At 63.2% G+C, this 17,048-nt stretch carries 32 protein-coding genes; all 32 read right to left on the minus strand.

Annotated elements, in window-relative coordinates; translation table 11 throughout:
- Positions 1-7: 7 nt before the first annotated feature.
- The 32 genes from WC683_02575 to WC683_02730 all read right to left on the minus strand — a co-directional run bounded on the left by WC683_02575 (position 8) and on the right by WC683_02730 (position 17,018).
- Entirely contained in the window at positions 8-247 is a 240-nt protein-coding gene (locus tag WC683_02575) for a hypothetical protein (protein ID MFA4971470.1), read from the minus strand.
- Positions 244-831, minus strand: coding sequence for a hypothetical protein (locus WC683_02580; protein ID MFA4971471.1), 588 nt, complete (start codon positions 829-831; stop codon positions 244-246). The genes WC683_02575 and WC683_02580 overlap by 4 nt, the downstream gene beginning before the upstream one ends.
- Positions 828-1,460: a hypothetical protein gene (locus WC683_02585; GenBank protein MFA4971472.1), complete on the minus strand. Its 633-nt coding sequence runs from the start codon at positions 1,458-1,460 to the stop codon at positions 828-830. The genes WC683_02580 and WC683_02585 overlap by 4 nt, the downstream gene beginning before the upstream one ends.
- A gap of 12 nt (positions 1,461-1,472) precedes the next feature.
- Positions 1,473-1,655, minus strand: coding sequence for a hypothetical protein (locus tag WC683_02590; protein MFA4971473.1), 183 nt, complete (start codon positions 1,653-1,655; stop codon positions 1,473-1,475).
- On the minus strand, positions 1,652-1,816 hold the full coding sequence (locus WC683_02595) for a hypothetical protein (GenBank protein MFA4971474.1): 165 nt from the start codon (positions 1,814-1,816) through the stop codon (positions 1,652-1,654). Before WC683_02595 ends, WC683_02590 begins: the two co-directional genes overlap by 4 nt.
- Entirely contained in the window at positions 1,816-3,912 is a 2,097-nt protein-coding gene (locus WC683_02600; protein ID MFA4971475.1) for a DEAD/DEAH box helicase, read from the minus strand. The genes WC683_02595 and WC683_02600 overlap by 1 nt, the downstream gene beginning before the upstream one ends.
- Before the next feature lie 2 nt (positions 3,913-3,914).
- Positions 3,915-4,580 (minus strand): hypothetical protein, encoded by a 666-nt coding sequence (locus WC683_02605; protein ID MFA4971476.1) that lies wholly within the window; start codon positions 4,578-4,580, stop codon positions 3,915-3,917.
- Between the two features lie 14 nt (positions 4,581-4,594).
- Positions 4,595-5,152, minus strand: coding sequence for a hypothetical protein (locus tag WC683_02610; protein ID MFA4971477.1), 558 nt, complete (start codon positions 5,150-5,152; stop codon positions 4,595-4,597).
- On the minus strand, positions 5,149-5,535 hold the full coding sequence (locus WC683_02615) for a hypothetical protein (GenBank protein ID MFA4971478.1): 387 nt from the start codon (positions 5,533-5,535) through the stop codon (positions 5,149-5,151). Before WC683_02615 ends, WC683_02610 begins: the two co-directional genes overlap by 4 nt.
- Positions 5,532-6,572, minus strand: coding sequence for a hypothetical protein (locus WC683_02620; GenBank protein ID MFA4971479.1), 1,041 nt, complete (start codon positions 6,570-6,572; stop codon positions 5,532-5,534). Before WC683_02620 ends, WC683_02615 begins: the two co-directional genes overlap by 4 nt.
- Positions 6,572-7,288, minus strand: a complete 717-nt coding sequence (locus tag WC683_02625) for a hypothetical protein (GenBank protein MFA4971480.1) — start codon at positions 7,286-7,288, stop codon at positions 6,572-6,574. Before WC683_02625 ends, WC683_02620 begins: the two co-directional genes overlap by 1 nt.
- Positions 7,289-7,298: 10 nt before the next feature.
- On the minus strand, positions 7,299-7,553 hold the full coding sequence (locus WC683_02630; protein ID MFA4971481.1) for a hypothetical protein: 255 nt from the start codon (positions 7,551-7,553) through the stop codon (positions 7,299-7,301).
- A gap of 62 nt (positions 7,554-7,615) precedes the next feature.
- Positions 7,616-7,879 (minus strand): hypothetical protein, encoded by a 264-nt coding sequence (locus WC683_02635; protein MFA4971482.1) that lies wholly within the window; start codon positions 7,877-7,879, stop codon positions 7,616-7,618.
- A 39-nt stretch (positions 7,880-7,918) separates the two neighbouring features.
- Complete coding sequence (locus WC683_02640) at positions 7,919-8,671, minus strand: hypothetical protein (GenBank protein ID MFA4971483.1); 753 nt, start codon at positions 8,669-8,671, stop codon at positions 7,919-7,921.
- The gene (locus WC683_02645; GenBank protein ID MFA4971484.1) at positions 8,668-9,552 is read right to left on the minus strand and encodes a ParB/RepB/Spo0J family partition protein; all 885 of its coding nucleotides are present in this window, start codon (positions 9,550-9,552) and stop codon (positions 8,668-8,670) included. The genes WC683_02640 and WC683_02645 overlap by 4 nt, the downstream gene beginning before the upstream one ends.
- A gap of 32 nt (positions 9,553-9,584) precedes the next feature.
- Complete coding sequence (locus tag WC683_02650; GenBank protein MFA4971485.1) at positions 9,585-10,292, minus strand: DUF2786 domain-containing protein; 708 nt, start codon at positions 10,290-10,292, stop codon at positions 9,585-9,587.
- Positions 10,293-10,296: 4 nt separating this feature from the next.
- Complete coding sequence (locus tag WC683_02655; GenBank protein MFA4971486.1) at positions 10,297-10,548, minus strand: hypothetical protein; 252 nt, start codon at positions 10,546-10,548, stop codon at positions 10,297-10,299.
- Positions 10,549-10,595: 47 nt separating this feature from the next.
- Positions 10,596-11,072 (minus strand): hypothetical protein, encoded by a 477-nt coding sequence (locus tag WC683_02660; protein MFA4971487.1) that lies wholly within the window; start codon positions 11,070-11,072, stop codon positions 10,596-10,598.
- Positions 11,069-11,365, minus strand: a complete 297-nt coding sequence (locus WC683_02665; protein MFA4971488.1) for a hypothetical protein — start codon at positions 11,363-11,365, stop codon at positions 11,069-11,071. Before WC683_02665 ends, WC683_02660 begins: the two co-directional genes overlap by 4 nt.
- Positions 11,366-11,396: 31 nt before the next feature.
- Positions 11,397-11,756 (minus strand): hypothetical protein, encoded by a 360-nt coding sequence (locus WC683_02670; GenBank protein ID MFA4971489.1) that lies wholly within the window; start codon positions 11,754-11,756, stop codon positions 11,397-11,399.
- A 2-nt stretch (positions 11,757-11,758) separates the two neighbouring features.
- On the minus strand, positions 11,759-12,151 hold the full coding sequence (locus WC683_02675; protein ID MFA4971490.1) for a hypothetical protein: 393 nt from the start codon (positions 12,149-12,151) through the stop codon (positions 11,759-11,761).
- Positions 12,151-12,573, minus strand: a complete 423-nt coding sequence (locus WC683_02680) for a hypothetical protein (protein ID MFA4971491.1) — start codon at positions 12,571-12,573, stop codon at positions 12,151-12,153. The genes WC683_02675 and WC683_02680 overlap by 1 nt, the downstream gene beginning before the upstream one ends.
- 54 nt (positions 12,574-12,627) lie before the next feature.
- Positions 12,628-13,104 carry a hypothetical protein gene (locus tag WC683_02685; GenBank protein MFA4971492.1) on the minus strand — a complete coding sequence of 159 codons (477 nt, stop codon included), beginning with the start codon at positions 13,102-13,104 and terminating at the stop codon, positions 12,628-12,630.
- 54 nt (positions 13,105-13,158) lie between these two features.
- Positions 13,159-13,464 carry a hypothetical protein gene (locus WC683_02690; protein MFA4971493.1) on the minus strand — a complete coding sequence of 102 codons (306 nt, stop codon included), beginning with the start codon at positions 13,462-13,464 and terminating at the stop codon, positions 13,159-13,161.
- 9 nt (positions 13,465-13,473) lie between these two features.
- Entirely contained in the window at positions 13,474-13,743 is a 270-nt protein-coding gene (locus WC683_02695) for a hypothetical protein (GenBank protein ID MFA4971494.1), read from the minus strand.
- A 47-nt stretch (positions 13,744-13,790) separates the two neighbouring features.
- Positions 13,791-14,207, minus strand: coding sequence for a hypothetical protein (locus tag WC683_02700; protein MFA4971495.1), 417 nt, complete (start codon positions 14,205-14,207; stop codon positions 13,791-13,793).
- 62 nt (positions 14,208-14,269) lie between these two features.
- Positions 14,270-14,578, minus strand: coding sequence for a hypothetical protein (locus tag WC683_02705; GenBank protein ID MFA4971496.1), 309 nt, complete (start codon positions 14,576-14,578; stop codon positions 14,270-14,272).
- A 66-nt stretch (positions 14,579-14,644) separates the two neighbouring features.
- Positions 14,645-15,046 (minus strand): hypothetical protein, encoded by a 402-nt coding sequence (locus WC683_02710; protein MFA4971497.1) that lies wholly within the window; start codon positions 15,044-15,046, stop codon positions 14,645-14,647.
- A 65-nt stretch (positions 15,047-15,111) separates the two neighbouring features.
- Positions 15,112-15,318 carry a hypothetical protein gene (locus tag WC683_02715; GenBank protein ID MFA4971498.1) on the minus strand — a complete coding sequence of 69 codons (207 nt, stop codon included), beginning with the start codon at positions 15,316-15,318 and terminating at the stop codon, positions 15,112-15,114.
- A 75-nt stretch (positions 15,319-15,393) separates the two neighbouring features.
- The gene (locus tag WC683_02720; protein MFA4971499.1) at positions 15,394-15,804 is read right to left on the minus strand and encodes a hypothetical protein; all 411 of its coding nucleotides are present in this window, start codon (positions 15,802-15,804) and stop codon (positions 15,394-15,396) included.
- A gap of 60 nt (positions 15,805-15,864) precedes the next feature.
- Positions 15,865-16,092 carry a hypothetical protein gene (locus WC683_02725; protein ID MFA4971500.1) on the minus strand — a complete coding sequence of 76 codons (228 nt, stop codon included), beginning with the start codon at positions 16,090-16,092 and terminating at the stop codon, positions 15,865-15,867.
- Positions 16,093-16,154: 62 nt separating this feature from the next.
- A complete protein-coding gene (locus WC683_02730) occupies positions 16,155-17,018 on the minus strand; it encodes a hypothetical protein (protein MFA4971501.1) in 864 nt (287 codons plus the stop codon).
- Positions 17,019-17,048: the final 30 nt, after the last annotated feature.

The following is a 17,048-nucleotide window of genomic DNA, read 5'->3' on the forward strand; positions in this document are numbered from 1 at the left end:
AGACTTTCTAGTATCTACGGCCTTTGATTGTTTTGGGGCGGGGCCTGGGGACCATCACGCGCTCGATCCTGCGGGCCGTTGTGGGCATGGCTTCGTACGCGTCGGACTGCACCTTCGAGCATGCCTCCAGCTCCGGGAGCCCGAGCTTGTTGACGGCTGGCGTGTACCACCAGTTGTGGGCCTTCAGGGCGATGATCTTGCCAGTCTCGTCGATGATGCCGCCGTCGTACTTGTGGAGCGTCGTCATCTCTTCCACCCTTGTTCGCGCAGGCATCCTTCGATGTCAGGCGGCTTCCAGCCCTCTGGCTTCATCTGTTTGAGATTCACGATCGGCCCCCCGAGCTTGGTCATGTTGGCTCGGTGCACCTCCTCCGCGATCGGCCCGCCGTCGATGCCGAAGGCGATGCGGGAGCCCTCGACGACGTAGTCGGTGTCCGCGAACCCGTCAGCTGCGGCAGGAAGATCGACATCGACTTTCAGGCTGTCCAGGCAGTCGAGAGTCGTGCGCTTGAGATGCCCGAGCACACCTGCCCCGTGATCCGGCCTCTTGTCGTAGCATGCTTCCGCAACCTCGAATGCCTCTTCCAGTACGAGTCGAACACGCAGCCTTACCGTCGCTTCGTCAGGGACCGTAGGCGTCGAGTTCTGGACTTGACCGACCGCCTCCATGAACTCCTTCACCTGACAGTGTACCTTGCTCACCGCGAAGTCCGCGATCTGGGCAAGGATGCCGTGTACTGCCTCGTGCCACGTGAGGCAGCCGGGCTCAGGATCCTCCAGCAGCATTGTCAGCTTCTTCGACAATCCCAACAGCTTCTCGATGTTGCTCACGTCTCACCATCCTTGTAGCCCTGCATCATCCTCGCCGCGACTTCCCCCGGTGTCTCCGGTTTGACGCTCCAGTCGATGCCCTTCTTCTCCTTCTGCTCCCCCGTAGGCTTCTCAGCCTCGACCTCGGATCGGTATTTCGGCTTTTCGGAGGCCATGCCATACACAATGATCGCGTCGCACTGCCCGCATGTCGCGTGGAGGTGAGACCCTTTGTGTTTCCACTTACAGGTGGCTTCCGTGTAGAAGCGAACCTCGGAGCACTTCACCCCGTTGCACACGTGGCAGAAGAACTCTTCCTTTCCCTTCCACCTCAAGCGCCCCAAATCGTCCGTTCTTGGATCGGCGGGGGCCGATTCGGACTTCTTCTCAGTATCGTCCCCCACCTTCTCGGCAGGCTCCCGATACGGATGCCCGTTTTTGTCCTTCGCATCCGGCGCATCCGTGGTCAGGCTCACGATGCGGTTCAGGTACTCCTGGGCCTTCGCCTCCGCGTCGTGCATCCTCTTGCGCAGATCGCGGATGATGCGGAAGCGATAGACCGCGAGGGCTGAGCCCGCGACGATACCGAGCAGGATCAGAGTTAGCGCTGCCCAAAGTGTCAGCGGATGCGTTACAAGGTAATCAGCCATCTCGGATCTCCTTCAATCAGCTCGCGGTCGCTTGTGCCGGTTGAGCCAGCCGACGACGTGCACCTTCCCGCAGTATGGGCACTCGTAGCCGAATAGCTCGCACAGGATGATAGGAAAGCAGACAAAGGCGGCAAGCACGAAGCTCAGCGCTACGATCAGCAGGAGCTTGCCGACGAATACCAGTACAACGATCACTTCTCCTCCCTCGCGCGCAACTTGCGTATGCGCTCAATCTGCTCGTTGTTCTCCCTGATGCCTGCGCTACACAGCATCATGATGCGCGTGCAGCCGATGACGACCGCGATGTCGCACAACACGGTGAGCGCTAGGAGCGTTATGTAGATGTAGTAGCCCATCACTCTTCCCTCAACACTTCCGCCAGCGTCCCCTGCTTCTCGGTCCCCATGAGCCTCGCCAGGATCTCCGCTGGCAACTGCTTGTGGTAGCGGGGCAGGATGCGCTTGGCGAGTGCGACCTCGCCGTCTGTCAGCTGCCTTCGCTTGGCGATCTCTGCGACGCGCCTGCCCATGTGAGCGTGCGCTCCGGAGAACCCCATGCCGTCCCTCTGGCGAGCCCCGTCGCACAGCGCCGAGACCGCCAGGAAGCCCGCAGAGGCCGCTCCGCGCTCTTCGTCCGTCGCCACGGGCCAGACGATCTTGGGAGGCTTCGGAGGCTCCACGGGGCCAATGCGAGCAGCCGCGGTGTGCTCCAAGGCAGCGTCCGCGATCTGTTGCTTGCGAATGACCTTGGCGAGCATTACAGCGTCCAGGCTCTCGTCCACGGCGAGATGCTGGATGAGCACGGCGTTCCGCTGGGAAATCCTATGAATGCGATCTTCTGCTTGGCTCAGGTCTCCGGGCACCCAGGAGCTTTCGACGAACGCCATGTAGTCGGCTGCGGTCAGGGTGAGCCCGACGCCCGCCGCTTGGATGCTTCCGATGAACACCCTGATTTTCGGGTCGGACTGGAAGCGGTCCACGATGGCGAGCCGATCGTTCTGCGGAGTCGGGCCGTAGACGCACACGGCTTCGCTGCCATAGTGGGCGACAAGCTGCTCGATGACCGCGTGGTGGTGCGCCATGACGACGATCTTGGGCCGCTCCTCCAGGACGAGATCGAGATGCTCGAACACGGACGGGAGCTTCGCCAGGGCGAGCTTTTGCCGCTCCACCGAGATCGTCTTGAAGTCGATGTCCGCAATGGTCTGGCAGAGCCGGTCGAGCGCCATCTCGTACGCGACCGTGTCCCCGCCCGCTTCGGCCAAGTCCACCTCGGCAGCGAGCACATCGATCTGCCCGCTCTGCTTCGTCCATGCGGCGTGCTCCGCCTTGACCGCGGCAGACGCGCCCGTGGGCGGGAGGAACACGATTTGTCTGGTTTTCTTCGGCAAAAAGGGCAAAACGTCGGACTTTGCGCGTCGGATCATTACCGTCGATCTCATGCGTTCTTGCAGTTCTTCGAGGCGGCTCGCGCCGTCCGTGTGCCACACCTCGCGCGTGAATCCGCCTCGGACTCGGATGGTCTCCTTCACAGCGCCGCAGTAGCGCATCAGGAACGGCCATTCCAGGTTCCAGGTGACCGGGTCCAGGGCGTGCAGCAGCGGCCATAGCTCCTTCGGGCGGTTGGGCAGCGGCGTGCCCGTCAGGAACAGCGCGCGCTTGGCTTGGTTGATCAGTCCAAGCTGGGCAGGCTCCGCGGGTCTGCCTCGCTTCTTGTCCTCGCGTTTGCCCTTCTTGCCCAGGATGACTTCGCTCCGTTGTGCGGTGCCCGTCTTCATGCGGTGAGCTTCGTCCACGATGAGAAGGCCCCAGGTCCGAGCCATCAGCGCTGCGCGGAGCTGGGCTGCACGCGGGCCGACAAGCCGCTCGTAGTTGACGATGACGAGATCGTTGCGAGGATGCGGAGGATCGTTCGACTCCACAACGTGGATGAGCCGTGGGCGCACGAGCCACTTCTCTGCCTCGCGCTTCCACAACAGGCGCAGGCTTGCCGGGCAGATGACGAGGATGCTGCCCATGTTGGGCACGGCATTGGCGACTCCGAGCGCCTCCACGGTTTTGCCAGTGCCACAAGAATCCGCCAGCAGCACATTCCTGCGCGCCAGCGCGTACTCGACGGCGGCAAGTTGGTACGGGTAGTATTCGCACCCGGGCGGCGCAGGCACTTCGAGCTTGCTGTCCGCGGCCTTGCTCGCCTCGACGGTGCGGTAGTGATCCGCCAGCGAGTAGATCGCGGACTCGGCGAGGTACTTCTCCGCTCGGGAGGCCACCGTCTTGTCGGCGGTGAACCAGATGCGCGGCTCCATGTGAGCCTTGCAGGCTTCGCAGGCGTGGTAGCAGCGCTCGTCGCCGAAGTGGAAGTGGAAGCCCAGGCTCTTGAGATACTCGCGCGCGGGAACGTCGTCGAAACGAATCTGCGCGTAGTAGATGCCGTGGCTGAACTCGATCTTCATGCCTATCCTCGCGCCCCGGCAACCGTCATCGCGTTGGCGAACTCGGTCATGTACGGCAGGCGAAGGATCCACGCGCAGACACCTTCCGGCCCCGACCACTCGGGCATGCGGTGGCTCCTGCGGTCGAAGTACATCTTGAGCGCGGTCTCGTAGTTGAACGAATAGGTGGCCTTCTGCAAGAAGCTCTCGGGCAAGTGCATCTTGAGAAGGTGAAGCCGCTCGGGGGTCTTGTCGGAGCGGTACATTGCTCCAAGCCCGTTCACGTACTCCAGTTGGGCTTGCGTGATGCAGCCACCCTCAAAGTCGGACCGCTCCAGGTCGCGGCTTCCGAGCTTGTGCATCGTCGAGCACGAGTTGCGGACCGTCGAAACCTTGTACGTGTCGAGTTCCTGCCAGATCGCCCGCGGGATCGTGATGTCCCACCACACCTGGATCTGCCTCAAGAACTTCCGGTGCGCACCACCGCCGCGGATCAGCGACAGGGCAAGCTTCATGTCGTCGGGGCCGATGGCGGGTTTTTCTGAGGACTTGATCCCGTAGTCATTGAGCGTCCAGCGATCGGAGTCATCCTCGAACCGACTGTCTGACTTCGCCCACGACTCCATGGGGTTCCTCATCCCACGCAAAGCCGCCCTCCAGCCGTAGACCTCAACGTTCTCGATTTTCATGTTGCTTCCTTCCGTCACGGCTTCCCGTACAGGCGTTCCATTTCGGTCCGGTGCTCAGCTTCGCGGCACTCGTGCTCTCGCCTGAGAACGGCAACGAGTGCTTTGAGCCCCCGGGGCGTGTCAACGTGATAGCCGGTCACATCGCGGCTTGGGGCTGGGCAAGCGCACGATCCTTCTGTGCGCACTTCCTTGCCGTGCGTCGTGAAGAGTTCGGCTGCTGCCGACAGCGGGAGAGGGTTGTACTTCGTGAAGCACACCCAGTAGTACCAGTTGCGGCGGAAAGACCAACCGTACGCTTCGGCTGTCACATCGTGCACATTGATCCACGTCGTTCCCGATCGTGCACACGCGTCGGGAGAAACAATGCCGCAGCGCCCCAGTTGCGCAGCCTCGGAGCCGGGCTTGTAGACTTCGGCTTCCCTTGTAGTGAACGTCACTACGCCTCGCGGTATTCCGGCCTCTGACAACTCGGCCAGCGCCGTGTCCTTGGCCTTTGCAGGGAACGGCGGATCGCCCAGGTTGGGGAAACCCACGAGTTCACCATCAAGATTACAGCTTGGATTCAGACTCATCGTTTTTCCTTCCTCCGCTCGCTCGGCTTGATGAACACGATCTTGATCTCACAGACGCGCTTGCCCCACCTCCCTATCTTCTCCACGCGGGCCATCACGTCGTAGCAGCCGTCGCCGAACCCGGAGGAGACGCAGACTCCCAGGCCCTCGTGCCCCATGTCGTACGAGAAGGACTTCATGGCCGGGCCACCGTGCATCCGCTCGAAGAGCCCGAGCTTGTTGCAGAAGTCTTCCCAGTCCTTGCCGATCGATTTCGGCTTGTCCTCGCCCTGGCGGTGCAACACGTAGCAGGGGTCGCCGATCCACACGAGCCCCGCATCCACACCGATCTCCCCGACCTTCACCCAGCTCGACTTTGTCCGTACCTTCTTCGTCGTCTTCATGTGTCTTCCTTCCCCAGCACGTGCTCTCGCACGTTGATCGGCGCATCTTCTGCCCCGCGCCAGTATGGCTCGATCTGGATTGCCTTGCGCAGCGCCCGGTTCACCCCATGCGGCTGCATCTTCCAGTGTCCGCGCACCAGCACCTGTACCTGCGGGATGCCAGCCTTGCGCTTGCCCTCCATGTATTGCCGGATGGCGGGTCGGCAGTCGATCTTGATCGGCTTGCCGACTTGGTACGTCGCGATTGTGGGAGGACCGTCCCGCAGCTTCGCAGACCTGTGCCCCGCGTCGATCTTGTTCTGCTTGGGAGGCCTGATGTTGGACGGGTCGCTCATGGCGAGGCACGTTCCGCACACGAGCCTGCCCAACAGCGCCGCCGCCCGTTCGTCCACCTCCTCGAACGGGTGCACGAAGCTGCACTCGTCCCAGTGCGCGCTGTTTTCCTTCACGTCCAGCAGACACGTCACGTCGGGTCCGTACCTCCAGATGAGCACTGAGGAGTCGGAGAACGCCACCATGGCCCAGCCGTACGTCCGCTTGTCGCGCCAGCGAAGTGATGTGACGAGCACGTGGCGGATGTCGCTCAGCCGCCCGGTCGTGTCGTTCTTGATCTGGATGAGCCCCTCCGGGACAACGATGTCGAACGCGGGCCACGGCATCAGGATGTGCTCGCGCATCTCGTCGGTGACGCACGTTGCCATGAGCGCGGCGGCGTACTTGTGCCCCATGGTGACCTGTGGGAAGCCGCCTTGTGCCCAGCGGTGCGAGCCAATGAGGATGAGTTGGTCCCCTGGCTTTGCCGCCATGGTCGCGATGGCGAGCCCCTGCGCAGGATCGAAGTCCAGCTGGTGTTCGCTCAAGGCGTCCAGCAAGTCCTCGTCGGAGTTCATCGGCCCCACCGTGGAGAACACGACTTTGCCGATGCCAGCCACCATCTCGCGGCTCATGCCTGTGTGGGGATCGACTCCCCAGACTCGCTGCGCAGCGTCCGCGGACTCGGCGAGCGCCTTCATCTGCGCCCAGTCTTCCGGCTGCATCACGTGCCTCGCTTCTTCCTCTCCTGCTCCGCTTCCTCAGTCGTGCACCAACACCCGTAGTCCTCGCAGCTGACGAGCTGGCAGAGCGCGCCGTGGATTCTGTACAGGATCTCGGGCTCTCGGATGAGGTGGACGGCGAGCTTGACGGAGTAGCCGAACGTGTTGCCGCTGTGATCCGAAAGGTCGGCCAGCACCTTGCGCTGCTCGTCGTTCGAGGCGTCATTGAACGCTTTGACGGCCTCGACCGTCTTGCACGCTGCTGCGATCTTCGCTGCCGTCTCGCAGCAGAACATCTCGTAGGGCCCGAACTCTGGTCCCCACCCCGGCTTGTGCATGAAGAACAAGATGCGAAGGCGCATGTGAGTAGGCAGAGCTTCGACCCTGGCGTTCCACTCGGGGAGCTTGTCCGCGAACTCCTTCTCCTTCCTCGCCTTGCTCTCAGCGATCTCTCGCAGCCGCTCCACCTCGTACTCCTGCTGCGTCTGGTAGTAGTACACCCGGTCGCCACAGGCGACGCCTCGCACCGGATAGCCGAAGCCCTTGCCGTAGAAGCGAACCATCTCGCCCCTCTTCGGCAGCGGCAACTTCTCCGGATTGCTCACGCGCAGAAAGCCGCTGTCTTTCACGCGCAGCTCGAAATGGCCTGCGTCCTGCTGCGATGTGGACGCGCACTCCACGTCGTAGAACTGCGTGTCGTCATCGGTCGGGTGTTTCATGGACTTCCTTTCAGAGCTTCGCTTCCCAGGTCTTCAGCTCGGGCCAGTACGCCACGATGCCGCTCCCCAAGTTGTCGATGTGCGGGGTACCGAGCAGGAGCCCGTTCTCTCCCAGGCAGAGGCCCAGCCGGTACAGGTCACTCCAAGCCTTGAGCCTGACAGCTACGCAGCAGGCTCCGCGCATGCCCCGTCCTGAGTAGCCAACATCAGCTTCCCAGCCCAGCTCGTGGAGCTGAGCAACAACATCGGCGGGGACAACAAGCATGGGCTTCTCCTACCGTCAAAACCCCGCTCCCATGAGCGAGGTGAGGACGGGGCAGCGTGATGTCATTCGTCGGTCAAGAAACCGTCGATCGCTTCGGCTAACGCCATCATCTCGGCGCGATTCAGAGATGCCGTCGCGATCATGAACACCGCTCCATCCTGTCCGTTGGATTTTGTGAGCGGGCTCCTGATCTGCAAGTTCCATGCTGCGCCGTGCTGGGTCGAGTACAGCCGGATTGCCTTCTCTCGTTGCGCATCGCGGTTCGACGCCACTTCCGCATAATTGATCGGTCGGTAGAACTCGTCCTGCGTTCCTATCTTTCTCATTTCGCGCTCCAATGCCTCGCCGTGGGCAAAGCTGGTGTCTCAGTCCCTCGTCTCCTCCGCAGAGTGCGTCATCGCCCTTCGCGCAACGATGACTCGCTCACCGTGCCCAGGCAGACGAATCGGCGGGTGCGTGGCGTGCTCAATGGCCCCTGGCCCCAGGCGCACGACATGCCCCGAAGGCAAGTTCGGCATCTTCGGCCCAAGGCCTCGAATGACCGCGATGTCACCCTGGCGTCGCACGATCTGGTTGGAGCACGACCGCCAGATCCAGTCGATGGCAGAGCGTACAGAGGCGAGCCCGGACGGTACCGCATGGGCGAAGAACGTCCCGCTCTCGTTGCGGCCCACCACGAACCGACTGCTCGTCTCCTTCGGGTACCACTTGGAGGACTTGGCGTAGACCCGCTTGCGCGTGACCTCGATGAGAGCGAGCCCCGCGTGGCCTGAGTCGCAGTACGGCACCTGAGCCGCCAGCCCCGGGCCCACATAGTCGACCACGTTCGTGCTGCGGTAGTCGCCCCGTGTCGAACCATGCTCGTCGAAGTACAGCTGAGCCATGCGGGCGAGCCCGCGCCCCTGCCGCTGCATCTTCTGCGCCTCCCATCCGGACGCAGTCGGCGCGTACGGTTCGGCGAGGCCCAGCAGAGCCACGATGGCAACGTGCCGGGCGTTGACGAACATGCGTTTGGAAGGAGCCCCGCGCTTGCCAGCGATGGCTCGCTCCGCGGCCTTCTCCAGCTGGTCAAGCTGCGTCGTCTTGTCGTAGCTTCGGATGGCCTGTTTGAGGCTCACTTGCCGCTCTCCGTATCGATGCAGGCGTCCAGGGCCTTGTCGTCTCCGAACATCCATCGCATGGCCGCGAGGACTCCCTTGCCCATGGGCGAAAGGGTCTTCTCGCGCGCCGCCAGCGCTTCCATCTGCGGGGCCACTGCCTTGGCAGGGCGCAGCCGGAACTTGGGAGCCTTGCGCTTGCGCCCGCGGCCTCCCCTGGCTTCCTTCGCTTCCTTCGCCGCCTTGGGCGACCTCACGCTCAGGAGCCCCGCCGCCTCGAACTCCAGGATCTTGGCGTCCTGCTCGGCCTCGGGCAGCGTGGACAGGTCTCGGGCCACGCTCACGGCTAGCCGTTCCTGCTCCAGGAGCTTCTGCACGACGGCGCTGCACGACAGCAGCATCAGGGCGCTGCGCATGCCCCTGGCGTCGAAACCGAACCGAATCCTGGCCTGCTTCTCGTCGTGCCCCGCGTCGAGGTACCGGCGCAGCTTGAGCGCTTCGACCATGGGCGTGTCGTCCGTTCGGATTGAGTTGCGGGTGATCATGTAGCCCATGCTCTCCTCGCCGTTCGCGCGGCGGGAGGTGGCGGGCACCAGCCAGTGTTTGTCGCTGCCAGCTTCCTTCAGGCGACGGTTGGCCTCGATGCAGCACCGCACCCTCTGCCGTCCGTCGATGACCTCGACGATGGGGTTGCCGTGCTTGTCCTCGCCGTTCTTCCGGACCATGACCGGATCGAGCACGCCGTCTGCCATGATGGACAACACCAGCGATTCGTCCAGCGGGAGGTGAACCCGCTCGTCGTACAGCGGGTGACTCTTGTCCGTGACAATCGTCAGCGCCTCGGGTTCGTAGTTGTATCCGTTCAGGCGCGCTACCGCGCCGAACTCTTCCGCTCTGCTCATCTGCTTGCCCCTGTCTGCCGCCTATGGCGGCACTACGATGTCAATGCCTTGGCGCTGCCGCCTGTGAGCCCGGGTCTGCCCAGGTTCAGACTGCGGCCTGCCTCCAGGCCACGGTTGTAGGCGCAGGCGTCGCTGATCGACGACCGGACCGCCACGGTCTTCGTCCCGTTGGTAAGCGCCTCCCGAAACGCTTGCGCCTCGCCCTGCCGCTTGTCGATCACGGCCAGCGCGCTGGTAGATGCCGTTGCCCGGACTTCCTGCTTCGCCGCTTCGAGCTTCTCGCGGATGCCCGCGACGGCCCCCAGGTACCAGGAGGCGAAGGCGCTGCGCCCCATGCCCCGGCACTGCGCCTCCGCGAGCCTGCCCAGCTCATTCAGAGCATAGGCCAGCAGGTACTTGACCGACTCCACGTCGGACTTGCGCCCAACGAACTGGTAGGTGGTCACGCGCGTGTAGCGAGGCCGTGAAAACCACATCGAACAGCCGTTCGCTTTGACCAGGGCGAGCATCAGCCGCACCTTCCAGGTCGCCACGCGGCTGCCCTCCATCAGGACTTCCCCCGCCTCGACCATGGGCTCGGACGGCTCCTGCCCGCTGGCCTCCAGCTCAGCCACGCTCAGCCGGTGCTCGTCAATGAGCCGCTGGGCCGCGCCCATAGCTGCCGCGGCTTCGTTCTCGTTGCTGCTCTGCGCGAGCCGCAGGAGCTTGCGAACCTTGTCCAGGACGGGAGATAGATCCATCGGGTTACGCCGCCTTTTTCTGCTCGGGGACGATCTCCCAGTATTGGAATCCGCCGCACTTGGTGCAGCAGCACGTCACGTCCTGCTTCTCGGTCCCCATCACGACAAGCTCGCCGCCGCACTTGCAGGCTGCCAGCACGCCCCCTGAGCGAGCCCGCGAGGCCCGTTCGACGGTGTTCTCCGACGTGGCCTTGCCCTTGCCCCACACGGGCTTGTCCTTGGCATCATCCCACCGACCGATCCGTCTGTACTTCATCTGCTTGCTCCTTCCGCTGTCTGACCATAACCACCACGCTGGCGGTGTCAACGACTTTTACGCGATCGTATACTCCCCAACAAGTACGGCACGATACCGCTCTCGCATGAAAGCAGCTCTTCGGCGCGCTCCGTCAGCCCGGCCTTGTCCCGCACGTCCACCCAACAGCGCTCGGTGTAGTTCCAGGGCGACCACACGCCGATGACCGCGCCGCCGCAGGCGTTCGCCTCCAACCTGAAGGTCACGCCGTCCGTGGTCCCCTCGTGCGCCAACGACTCGGCCAGCTCAACGTTGAGGTCGATGTCCGTGTCGTCCACGGGCTCGCCCGTCTTCGATGCGAGCCGAATGACGGTGCCCCACTTGTAGTCGTCGCAGGACATGTCCTCCGGGGCGTCCACCGTCAGCCCCTTGTCCCGCAGCCCCGTCGCGAGCCGTTCCAGGAACGCCAGTATCTTGGGGCCGTAGCTCTTGGCGATCCGCTCGGTCGCCTTGGAGTACTTCTCCTCAGTCATGGGGCGTGTCATTCGCCCAGCCTCCACACCTCGTGTGCACCAGCCATCAGCAGAGCCCGGTGGACGCAGGCATAGGACCAGTCTGCCAGTGCTGACGCGCTCCACACGGGGCACCGCTGACAAACGACGTTGGTGTCACGAAGGTGGCGGTAGATGTCCCCGATCGCCATCCCTGGTGCCACAGAAAGCAGCGACCGGACGGCTTTCGTCAGCGCTACCCGTTCCTCCTCGGGCAGCCCCTTCGGCCAGCCGTGTCCGTCGCGCTCCACGTCCGTCAGGTACTTTTCCACATAGGTGAGATTCATCGGCTTGCTCCTGCCATACGTGTATGGCGACTCAATCCTCCCAGATCAGGGTGCCGCCCCGCGGGAGCTTCTGTGGCAACTGCTCGACGGGCAGACCAAACGCCTCCGCAATCTTGGGCAACCAGGACTTCCACTTCTCATGGCCGATCCTTCCCTCGCCAGCGTCACCATAGCGGCTCAGGTGGTCCTGCTCGCGGGAGTCTTTCGAGCCCAGCATCCAACATGGCCCGTAGTAGGACTGGCACCCGACACCACTCCAGCCGACATGCCCGCGCGTCTTGCAGACACAAACCTTGCCCCTGCGCAGCACCACGTCCCGCTCGGTTCCGTAGTCGGTCCCCAGCGAATGCCTCGAAAGCGTTTCCCTACTGGCTCGCTTCACCCACGGCATGGCTACTCGGCCTCCACCAGCTTGTAGAGCTTCTCTCCGACCTTCACGCGCACCTCGAACGAATCGGGGAACCTACGCGCAAGCTCCAGCGCACCCTCGGCAGTCTCGAACGTGCAGGTGGGCTTGTTGTCATACCGCTCCTGAAGCAGCGGCACCCTGGCACGAAGCGCTGTACTGTCCGGGCTCAGGGTATCCAGCAGGAGCACCGTCTTCTCCCTCATGTCCAGCCACAGCGTCCCGTCCTCGCAGCGTGGAGGGATCCCTCCGCTATCATCTCCGATGGCGAAGCGCCCGCTCGGCACGTGCAGCCACAGCTTGTGGCCTCGCGCACAGAGCCTTCCCATGTACCGCCACGACACGTGCCTCTCCGGTCCAACCGCGGTTGTCGTTGCCATCACACCATCTCCTCGAATCCGCTCGCTGACATCTCGTCCGCAAGCTCGCCCTCGAACGTCTTGCCGCAGGTGCACGTCACCGTGTAGCTGGCGTGGACTCCGTAGTACGTCGTGCGGTAGCGCATCGGAGTCGTCGGCTTCAGCCCCCGCGAGTCCTCGGTGGACTCGTACTCGCCTTCGATGGACAGCTCGTGCTCGCCCTCCGGAGCATCCTTGTGCTCCTCCATGTGCTCACGCACGGCGTCATCCTGGCCCTCCAGCTCGAACTCTGCCGACTTGAGTCCCTGACTGCACTCGCCGCAGCGCTTCTCCAGCGTCACCTGGATGTTGATGTTGCCCTCGTCGTCCACTTCGCAGGACTGCTCTTCGGGCTCTTCGTCACCCTCGTACGATACGAACTTGTTGCAATCAGGACACCGCATCGCTTGCTCCCTTCAACGAACCTGACATAACCATCGCACCGGGCGGCGCAAGGGCTAGTCGTCGGAATCATCCTGGCCGGGCTTCCAGGTGCCGCTTGCGCCGGTCGCGTGCACCATCTCCAGGAAGCGCTGTGCTGCCTCGGGAGAGATACGCAGCCAGCCGCCATCCCTGTAGCTGTCCGCGTACGCCTCGAACCCACGATCGCGCAGCCCGTCACGCAGCCCGTCTACGCGCCGCTTGAGTGCCTCGTACTCGGCTTGCTCCTTGGCGTCCTCTGCCCGCTCCTCTTGCGGGTAGAACCGGACCTCGCCCCTGCGCCCCAGAGCAACCTCCCCAGCCGCAGCGAGTCGCTTGATCGAGCCGCGCACCTGGGCAAGGCTCAGGGCTGTAGAGTGTGTCAGCCACCGGGCGCTAGTGCGCCCCAGCCTGCCGCCTTGGGGGCACTTCGCCTTGTCCTCTTCGTACTCCTTGACCAGCGAGCGCAGCACAGCTGCGTCCACTTGCTTCAACCACTCTTTGGTCTTCGCCATAGCTTGCTCCTTCGACCAGCCTGACATAACCATCGCACCGGGCGGCGCAAGGGGCTACGTCGTCAAACCCAAACGCTTCGCCGCGTCGTCGAGCGACTCGATCGTGAGGTTGCTGGGCAGCGCCGAATAGATGTTCCACCCGTTGCGGTTGCCCCGGACCGTGATGATCGCGACGTGGCCTGTGCTGAACTGCCACGCCTCGACGTAGGCGGAAGGCGACTCGGGATCGCCCATCGGCAGTTGCCACTGGCAGCGCGCATCGTGGTCGTCAAGCCACCGTTGCAGCTCCGGGTAGTTGCTTACCCACGGCTTGTCGCTGTTGTCCTTGTCTCTGGTTGTTCTGGATCTCGGTCGTGACATGTTGCCTCCTCATCCGCAGTGCGACAGCTCGCACCACTCGTTTGGGTTCTCGGGCACCGCGTCGCCGCAGGCCTTCAAGAACGCCTCGATCTGTCCCTGCTCTTGCACCGTGTACGTGTACCACCAGCCAGGACAGCCCAGCCAGAGCCACTCGCCACGGTGCTCCGTCATGATGTCTGCCGGTTGCTGCCCAGGCCGCATCGCGTAGGGAATACCCCACAGCGAAAGTGTGTCCGCTTGCCTGAACAGCACCCGGATTCTCGCTAGCTTCTCTAGCATCTTACCCTCCTGTGTCGCGGGGATGACATTGCTCCTGCTCCCAGTGTTCACAGCAGCGCGGGGATAGTTCCTGCCTTCGCTGCTGCGAGAACCGTGTCGATCACTTGCTGCGCCCATCCGCCCGGGTAGCCGCGCATGACTTTGATGACGGGCTCGCTGTGGATGAAACGCCAGCCGTCCCAATCGGGCGACCAGAACTTGTCCCATCCGACCTTGACGTTGAAAGCATGGACCGGCGACCACCCCTCACGGGCGGCGTTGAGAATCGCGGTGCCCAGGTTCAGGTAGAACCCGAATGAGCCACCGTAGTCGCCGCACTGGAGCGTGACGCGCCAGCATGCGATCGGCACCTCCGCCTCGGGCGGGTAGTTTTTCAGCAGCGTGTCAAAATCCTGCCTTGTGAGGCGCGGCAGCTTCGGCACCTCGTCCAGCCTCTTGAACTTCTTACTGTCCACTCGAATCATTGACTTGCTCCTGCTTGTGGCGGGATGATTCCCGCAACGGTGCCGCCGGGTGGCGGCTGTGCTCAGCGGAAGAACTTCGCCTTCGGGTACATCGCCAGCACCTGATTTCTGGCGTCCTCCCGACTCTTGGCTCGCAGCGTACCGTCGATCGTGCAGTCGTCGTTGGCAAACCAGTAGATCGGCGTGCCAAACCCGAAGTACGTGCCGTTTTCGTCGTAGGCACCGTCTGCACTCATGCGCACCTTGCGCAGCGTGATCTTGCCCGAGAAGGTAGGAGGCCCCTCCCATGTTCCGCGGCCCATTGCTGCGCCGCGTTTGGGGTCTCCGCACCATCCCTTGGGGTCGTGCGTCTTGTAGCTCGGTCTCGACATGACTTGCTCCTGCGTTGTGGGGCATCGTAGCCCCGTTGGTGCCGCAGGCGAACCTGCGGCTTCGGTTCAGATGTCCCTGGCGGGAAGGTCTGCGATCACGTAGTCGGCCATGCGGTCGTCACCGATGACGCCCGCTACGCGACGGATCGCTCGGATTGTTGCCTCCTCATCGGGCTTGCCATGCGTAGCCCCGTTCGCAGGCGGGATGAGGTATCCAGCCTGCGAACCGCGCCAGCCAGCGGGGACGCCCCTCGGTCCGCTCTCCAGCATGCCGTAGACGAGCCTGCGCCCGTCTCCGGGCTGCCGCACCTTGATCCACCAAACGCGATTGGCTTGGCACTCGTGCTCACCATTGTAGTCGTGAGCGCTCGCGATCACAGGCCAATCCTTGGCGACGATACGCACAGGGTTTTCGTCCGAAAGCGCGACGACGATCTTCTTTTCCGTGGTGGTGGTCTTTTCTGACATGACGTACTCCTGCTTTAGCGTGGCTTGATTGCCACGGTAGTGCCTGGGCCATCCCAGGCTGCTAGCTACTCCACCTCGGTGTAGACGGTGCGTTTTGTCGCCAGCACCATCGGCTCACCGCAGCACGTGAACACGTGGTCCTTGGGAGCGTCCCAGTAGTCCCCTGCGTTCGCGCTGTTTTCCGCACCGCACACATTACAGAGAAGGAAGGGGTGCGGGCCGGGCACACCGATCTGGTTCTTCAGATCCGCGACTGTGACTTTGTTGCTCATTGACTTGCTCCTGCTACTCGCGGCGACATTGCCGCAATGGTGCTACCCGGCCACGACGGGGCTGGTAGCGGTAGGTCAGCGGTGGAACTCCTCGAAGGGGCAGCGTCCGCTGGGAACGGGAGTGTAGCCTGTGCTCACGGCATCGTCCCAGGTGAGCCCGCAGGTGCCGCACGTCATGGGATCCTTGGCTTCGTCCCCGGGCTTGACCGGCTGCACCGGGAAGTCTGGAGGGACCACCACGGTGTGTGTGGCGGGCACTGGCTCTTCGTCCATCTCATCCACGACGGAGATGTCTCGCCCGTCGTTGTCGGTCGGGTAGCTCGGGTAGCAGCGCCCGTTGAGCGTCTTGCCCCACGTAGTGGGAACGTCGAAGCCCTCTTCGTTCTCGTCCATGAGATCGTTGGCGAGCTTCATCGCCTGCTCTTCTGTCTCGGCTGCCACGTCGAAACAGAGCCATGCCTTGGCTTGGCATCGGTATGTTTTCACGTTGTTGCTCCTGCTTTGTGCGGGTCTCCCCGCGTTGGTGCCGCCGTGTGGCGGCTCGACTCATGCCCCTTGCACTCGCTTGGCGAAGTCCTTGAGCGCTTCCTCGTACTTGCTGAAGTAGTGCCCCCACACGTACTCGCTGTGCTCCATTTCGTGGGTGAGCACTTCGACGTGCGTGACGTACGGCTCGATGCCGTTGCCGATCTTGCGCAGCACGACGCGCGAAGGAAGTTGCTGCCCCTTGATACCGGGACTTATGGGGCCTTCGGCCAGATGCCTTTGTTCCATGACGATTGCTCCTGCTTGGTGCGGGTCTCCCCGCGTTGGTGCCGCCGTGTGGCGGCTGGCAGCTACGCTGCCGCGCTGTTGAGGTGCCCGGGTAGCATCCCCGCAGCGAAGCCCAGGCGGCGGTAGATGTACGCCGTGAGGAGCTTGGTGAGCCGCTCGCGTCCGTACTTCGCCCAGTACCCATCCGCTGCCACGCCCTGTTCCCAGAGCGCGTGCAGCACGCTGTGAACCGGCCTCGGCATGTGCCCAGGCCCGCCAGCTTCGTTGATCGCGTTCATCAGCATGCTGGGCACGTAGTAGGGTTCCTCCATGTGGCCCAGGATGTGGCTCTTGGGGTCACCGTCGAGCACGGGCTTGCCGCTCTTGTCCTTCATGAGGCAGGCCCAGCAGTCCGCACCCGAAGGCTTGGGAACCTTCAGAGCGAACAGCGCGTCCATGTAGTCGGAGACGAACTTGCGAGCCCGCTTCTTGAGCTTGATGTCGCTCCGGGTCTTCTTGTCAGTCGCCAGCGGCGCACCCTTGACCTTGCCGGATTCCGTGACGGTCATGCCGTCCGTGAACACGTAGGCCTTGCCAGGAGACGCCCAGGGGTATTCCCCCGGCTTGTACATCTTGACGTACCAGATCCCGGCATCCGTGTAGATGGCGAGCCCTGCGGGCATCAGCGCGTTCAGACGACCCTTTGTCGTGGCCGTCTTGAAGCCGCATGACGAGATGATCATGCCGCCCGACTTGCGGAACACGGCGATCTTGCTGCCGAACAAGTGCAACTCGATGTTGCCCGCGTTCAGGCAGACCGACGTGTTCTCGCTCAGCTTGCGAGTCGTGACCGGCTTGCCGCGACTCATCAGCAGTGTCCCGCCGATGACGCGGAAGAAGGTCTCGCCTCGCTTGTACTTCCTTCCTCCGAAATTCAACTTGTCCATGACTTTGCTCCTGCTTGGTGAGGGGACATC

It is taken from the genome of bacterium (assembly GCA_041648665.1).
Lineage (GTDB): Bacteria > UBA10199 > UBA10199 > 2-02-FULL-44-16 > JAAZCA01 > JAFGMW01.

Bases quoted from the DNA above. Each gene is read 5' to 3' on its own strand.
- WC683_02575 (MFA4971470.1), bottom strand. From the start codon at position 247: ATGACGACGCTCCACAAGTACGACGGCGGCATCATCGACGAGACTGGC.
- WC683_02585 (MFA4971472.1), bottom strand. From the start codon at position 1,460: ATGGCTGATTACCTTGTAACGCATCCGCTGACACTTTGGGCAGCGCTA.
- WC683_02595 (MFA4971474.1), bottom strand. From the start codon at position 1,816: ATGGGCTACTACATCTACATAACGCTCCTAGCGCTCACCGTGTTGTGC.
- WC683_02600 (MFA4971475.1), bottom strand. From the start codon at position 3,912: ATGAAGATCGAGTTCAGCCACGGCATCTACTACGCGCAGATTCGTTTC.
- WC683_02605 (MFA4971476.1), bottom strand. From the start codon at position 4,580: ATGAAAATCGAGAACGTTGAGGTCTACGGCTGGAGGGCGGCTTTGCGT.
- WC683_02610 (MFA4971477.1), bottom strand. From the start codon at position 5,152: ATGAGTCTGAATCCAAGCTGTAATCTTGATGGTGAACTCGTGGGTTTC.
- WC683_02615 (MFA4971478.1), bottom strand. From the start codon at position 5,535: ATGAAGACGACGAAGAAGGTACGGACAAAGTCGAGCTGGGTGAAGGTC.
- WC683_02620 (MFA4971479.1), bottom strand. From the start codon at position 6,572: ATGCAGCCGGAAGACTGGGCGCAGATGAAGGCGCTCGCCGAGTCCGCG.
- WC683_02625 (MFA4971480.1), bottom strand. From the start codon at position 7,288: ATGAAACACCCGACCGATGACGACACGCAGTTCTACGACGTGGAGTGC.
- WC683_02630 (MFA4971481.1), bottom strand. From the start codon at position 7,553: ATGCTTGTTGTCCCCGCCGATGTTGTTGCTCAGCTCCACGAGCTGGGC.
- WC683_02635 (MFA4971482.1), bottom strand. From the start codon at position 7,879: ATGAGAAAGATAGGAACGCAGGACGAGTTCTACCGACCGATCAATTAT.
- WC683_02645 (MFA4971484.1), bottom strand. From the start codon at position 9,552: ATGAGCAGAGCGGAAGAGTTCGGCGCGGTAGCGCGCCTGAACGGATAC.
- WC683_02650 (MFA4971485.1), bottom strand. From the start codon at position 10,292: ATGGATCTATCTCCCGTCCTGGACAAGGTTCGCAAGCTCCTGCGGCTC.
- WC683_02655 (MFA4971486.1), bottom strand. From the start codon at position 10,548: ATGAAGTACAGACGGATCGGTCGGTGGGATGATGCCAAGGACAAGCCC.
- WC683_02660 (MFA4971487.1), bottom strand. From the start codon at position 11,072: ATGACACGCCCCATGACTGAGGAGAAGTACTCCAAGGCGACCGAGCGG.
- WC683_02665 (MFA4971488.1), bottom strand. From the start codon at position 11,365: ATGAATCTCACCTATGTGGAAAAGTACCTGACGGACGTGGAGCGCGAC.
- WC683_02670 (MFA4971489.1), bottom strand. From the start codon at position 11,756: ATGCCGTGGGTGAAGCGAGCCAGTAGGGAAACGCTTTCGAGGCATTCG.
- WC683_02675 (MFA4971490.1), bottom strand. From the start codon at position 12,151: ATGGCAACGACAACCGCGGTTGGACCGGAGAGGCACGTGTCGTGGCGG.
- WC683_02680 (MFA4971491.1), bottom strand. From the start codon at position 12,573: ATGCGGTGTCCTGATTGCAACAAGTTCGTATCGTACGAGGGTGACGAA.
- WC683_02685 (MFA4971492.1), bottom strand. From the start codon at position 13,104: ATGGCGAAGACCAAAGAGTGGTTGAAGCAAGTGGACGCAGCTGTGCTG.
- WC683_02690 (MFA4971493.1), bottom strand. From the start codon at position 13,464: ATGTCACGACCGAGATCCAGAACAACCAGAGACAAGGACAACAGCGAC.
- WC683_02695 (MFA4971494.1), bottom strand. From the start codon at position 13,743: ATGCTAGAGAAGCTAGCGAGAATCCGGGTGCTGTTCAGGCAAGCGGAC.
- WC683_02700 (MFA4971495.1), bottom strand. From the start codon at position 14,207: ATGATTCGAGTGGACAGTAAGAAGTTCAAGAGGCTGGACGAGGTGCCG.
- WC683_02705 (MFA4971496.1), bottom strand. From the start codon at position 14,578: ATGTCGAGACCGAGCTACAAGACGCACGACCCCAAGGGATGGTGCGGA.
- WC683_02710 (MFA4971497.1), bottom strand. From the start codon at position 15,046: ATGTCAGAAAAGACCACCACCACGGAAAAGAAGATCGTCGTCGCGCTT.
- WC683_02715 (MFA4971498.1), bottom strand. From the start codon at position 15,318: ATGAGCAACAAAGTCACAGTCGCGGATCTGAAGAACCAGATCGGTGTG.
- WC683_02725 (MFA4971500.1), bottom strand. From the start codon at position 16,092: ATGGAACAAAGGCATCTGGCCGAAGGCCCCATAAGTCCCGGTATCAAG.
- WC683_02730 (MFA4971501.1), bottom strand. From the start codon at position 17,018: ATGGACAAGTTGAATTTCGGAGGAAGGAAGTACAAGCGAGGCGAGACC.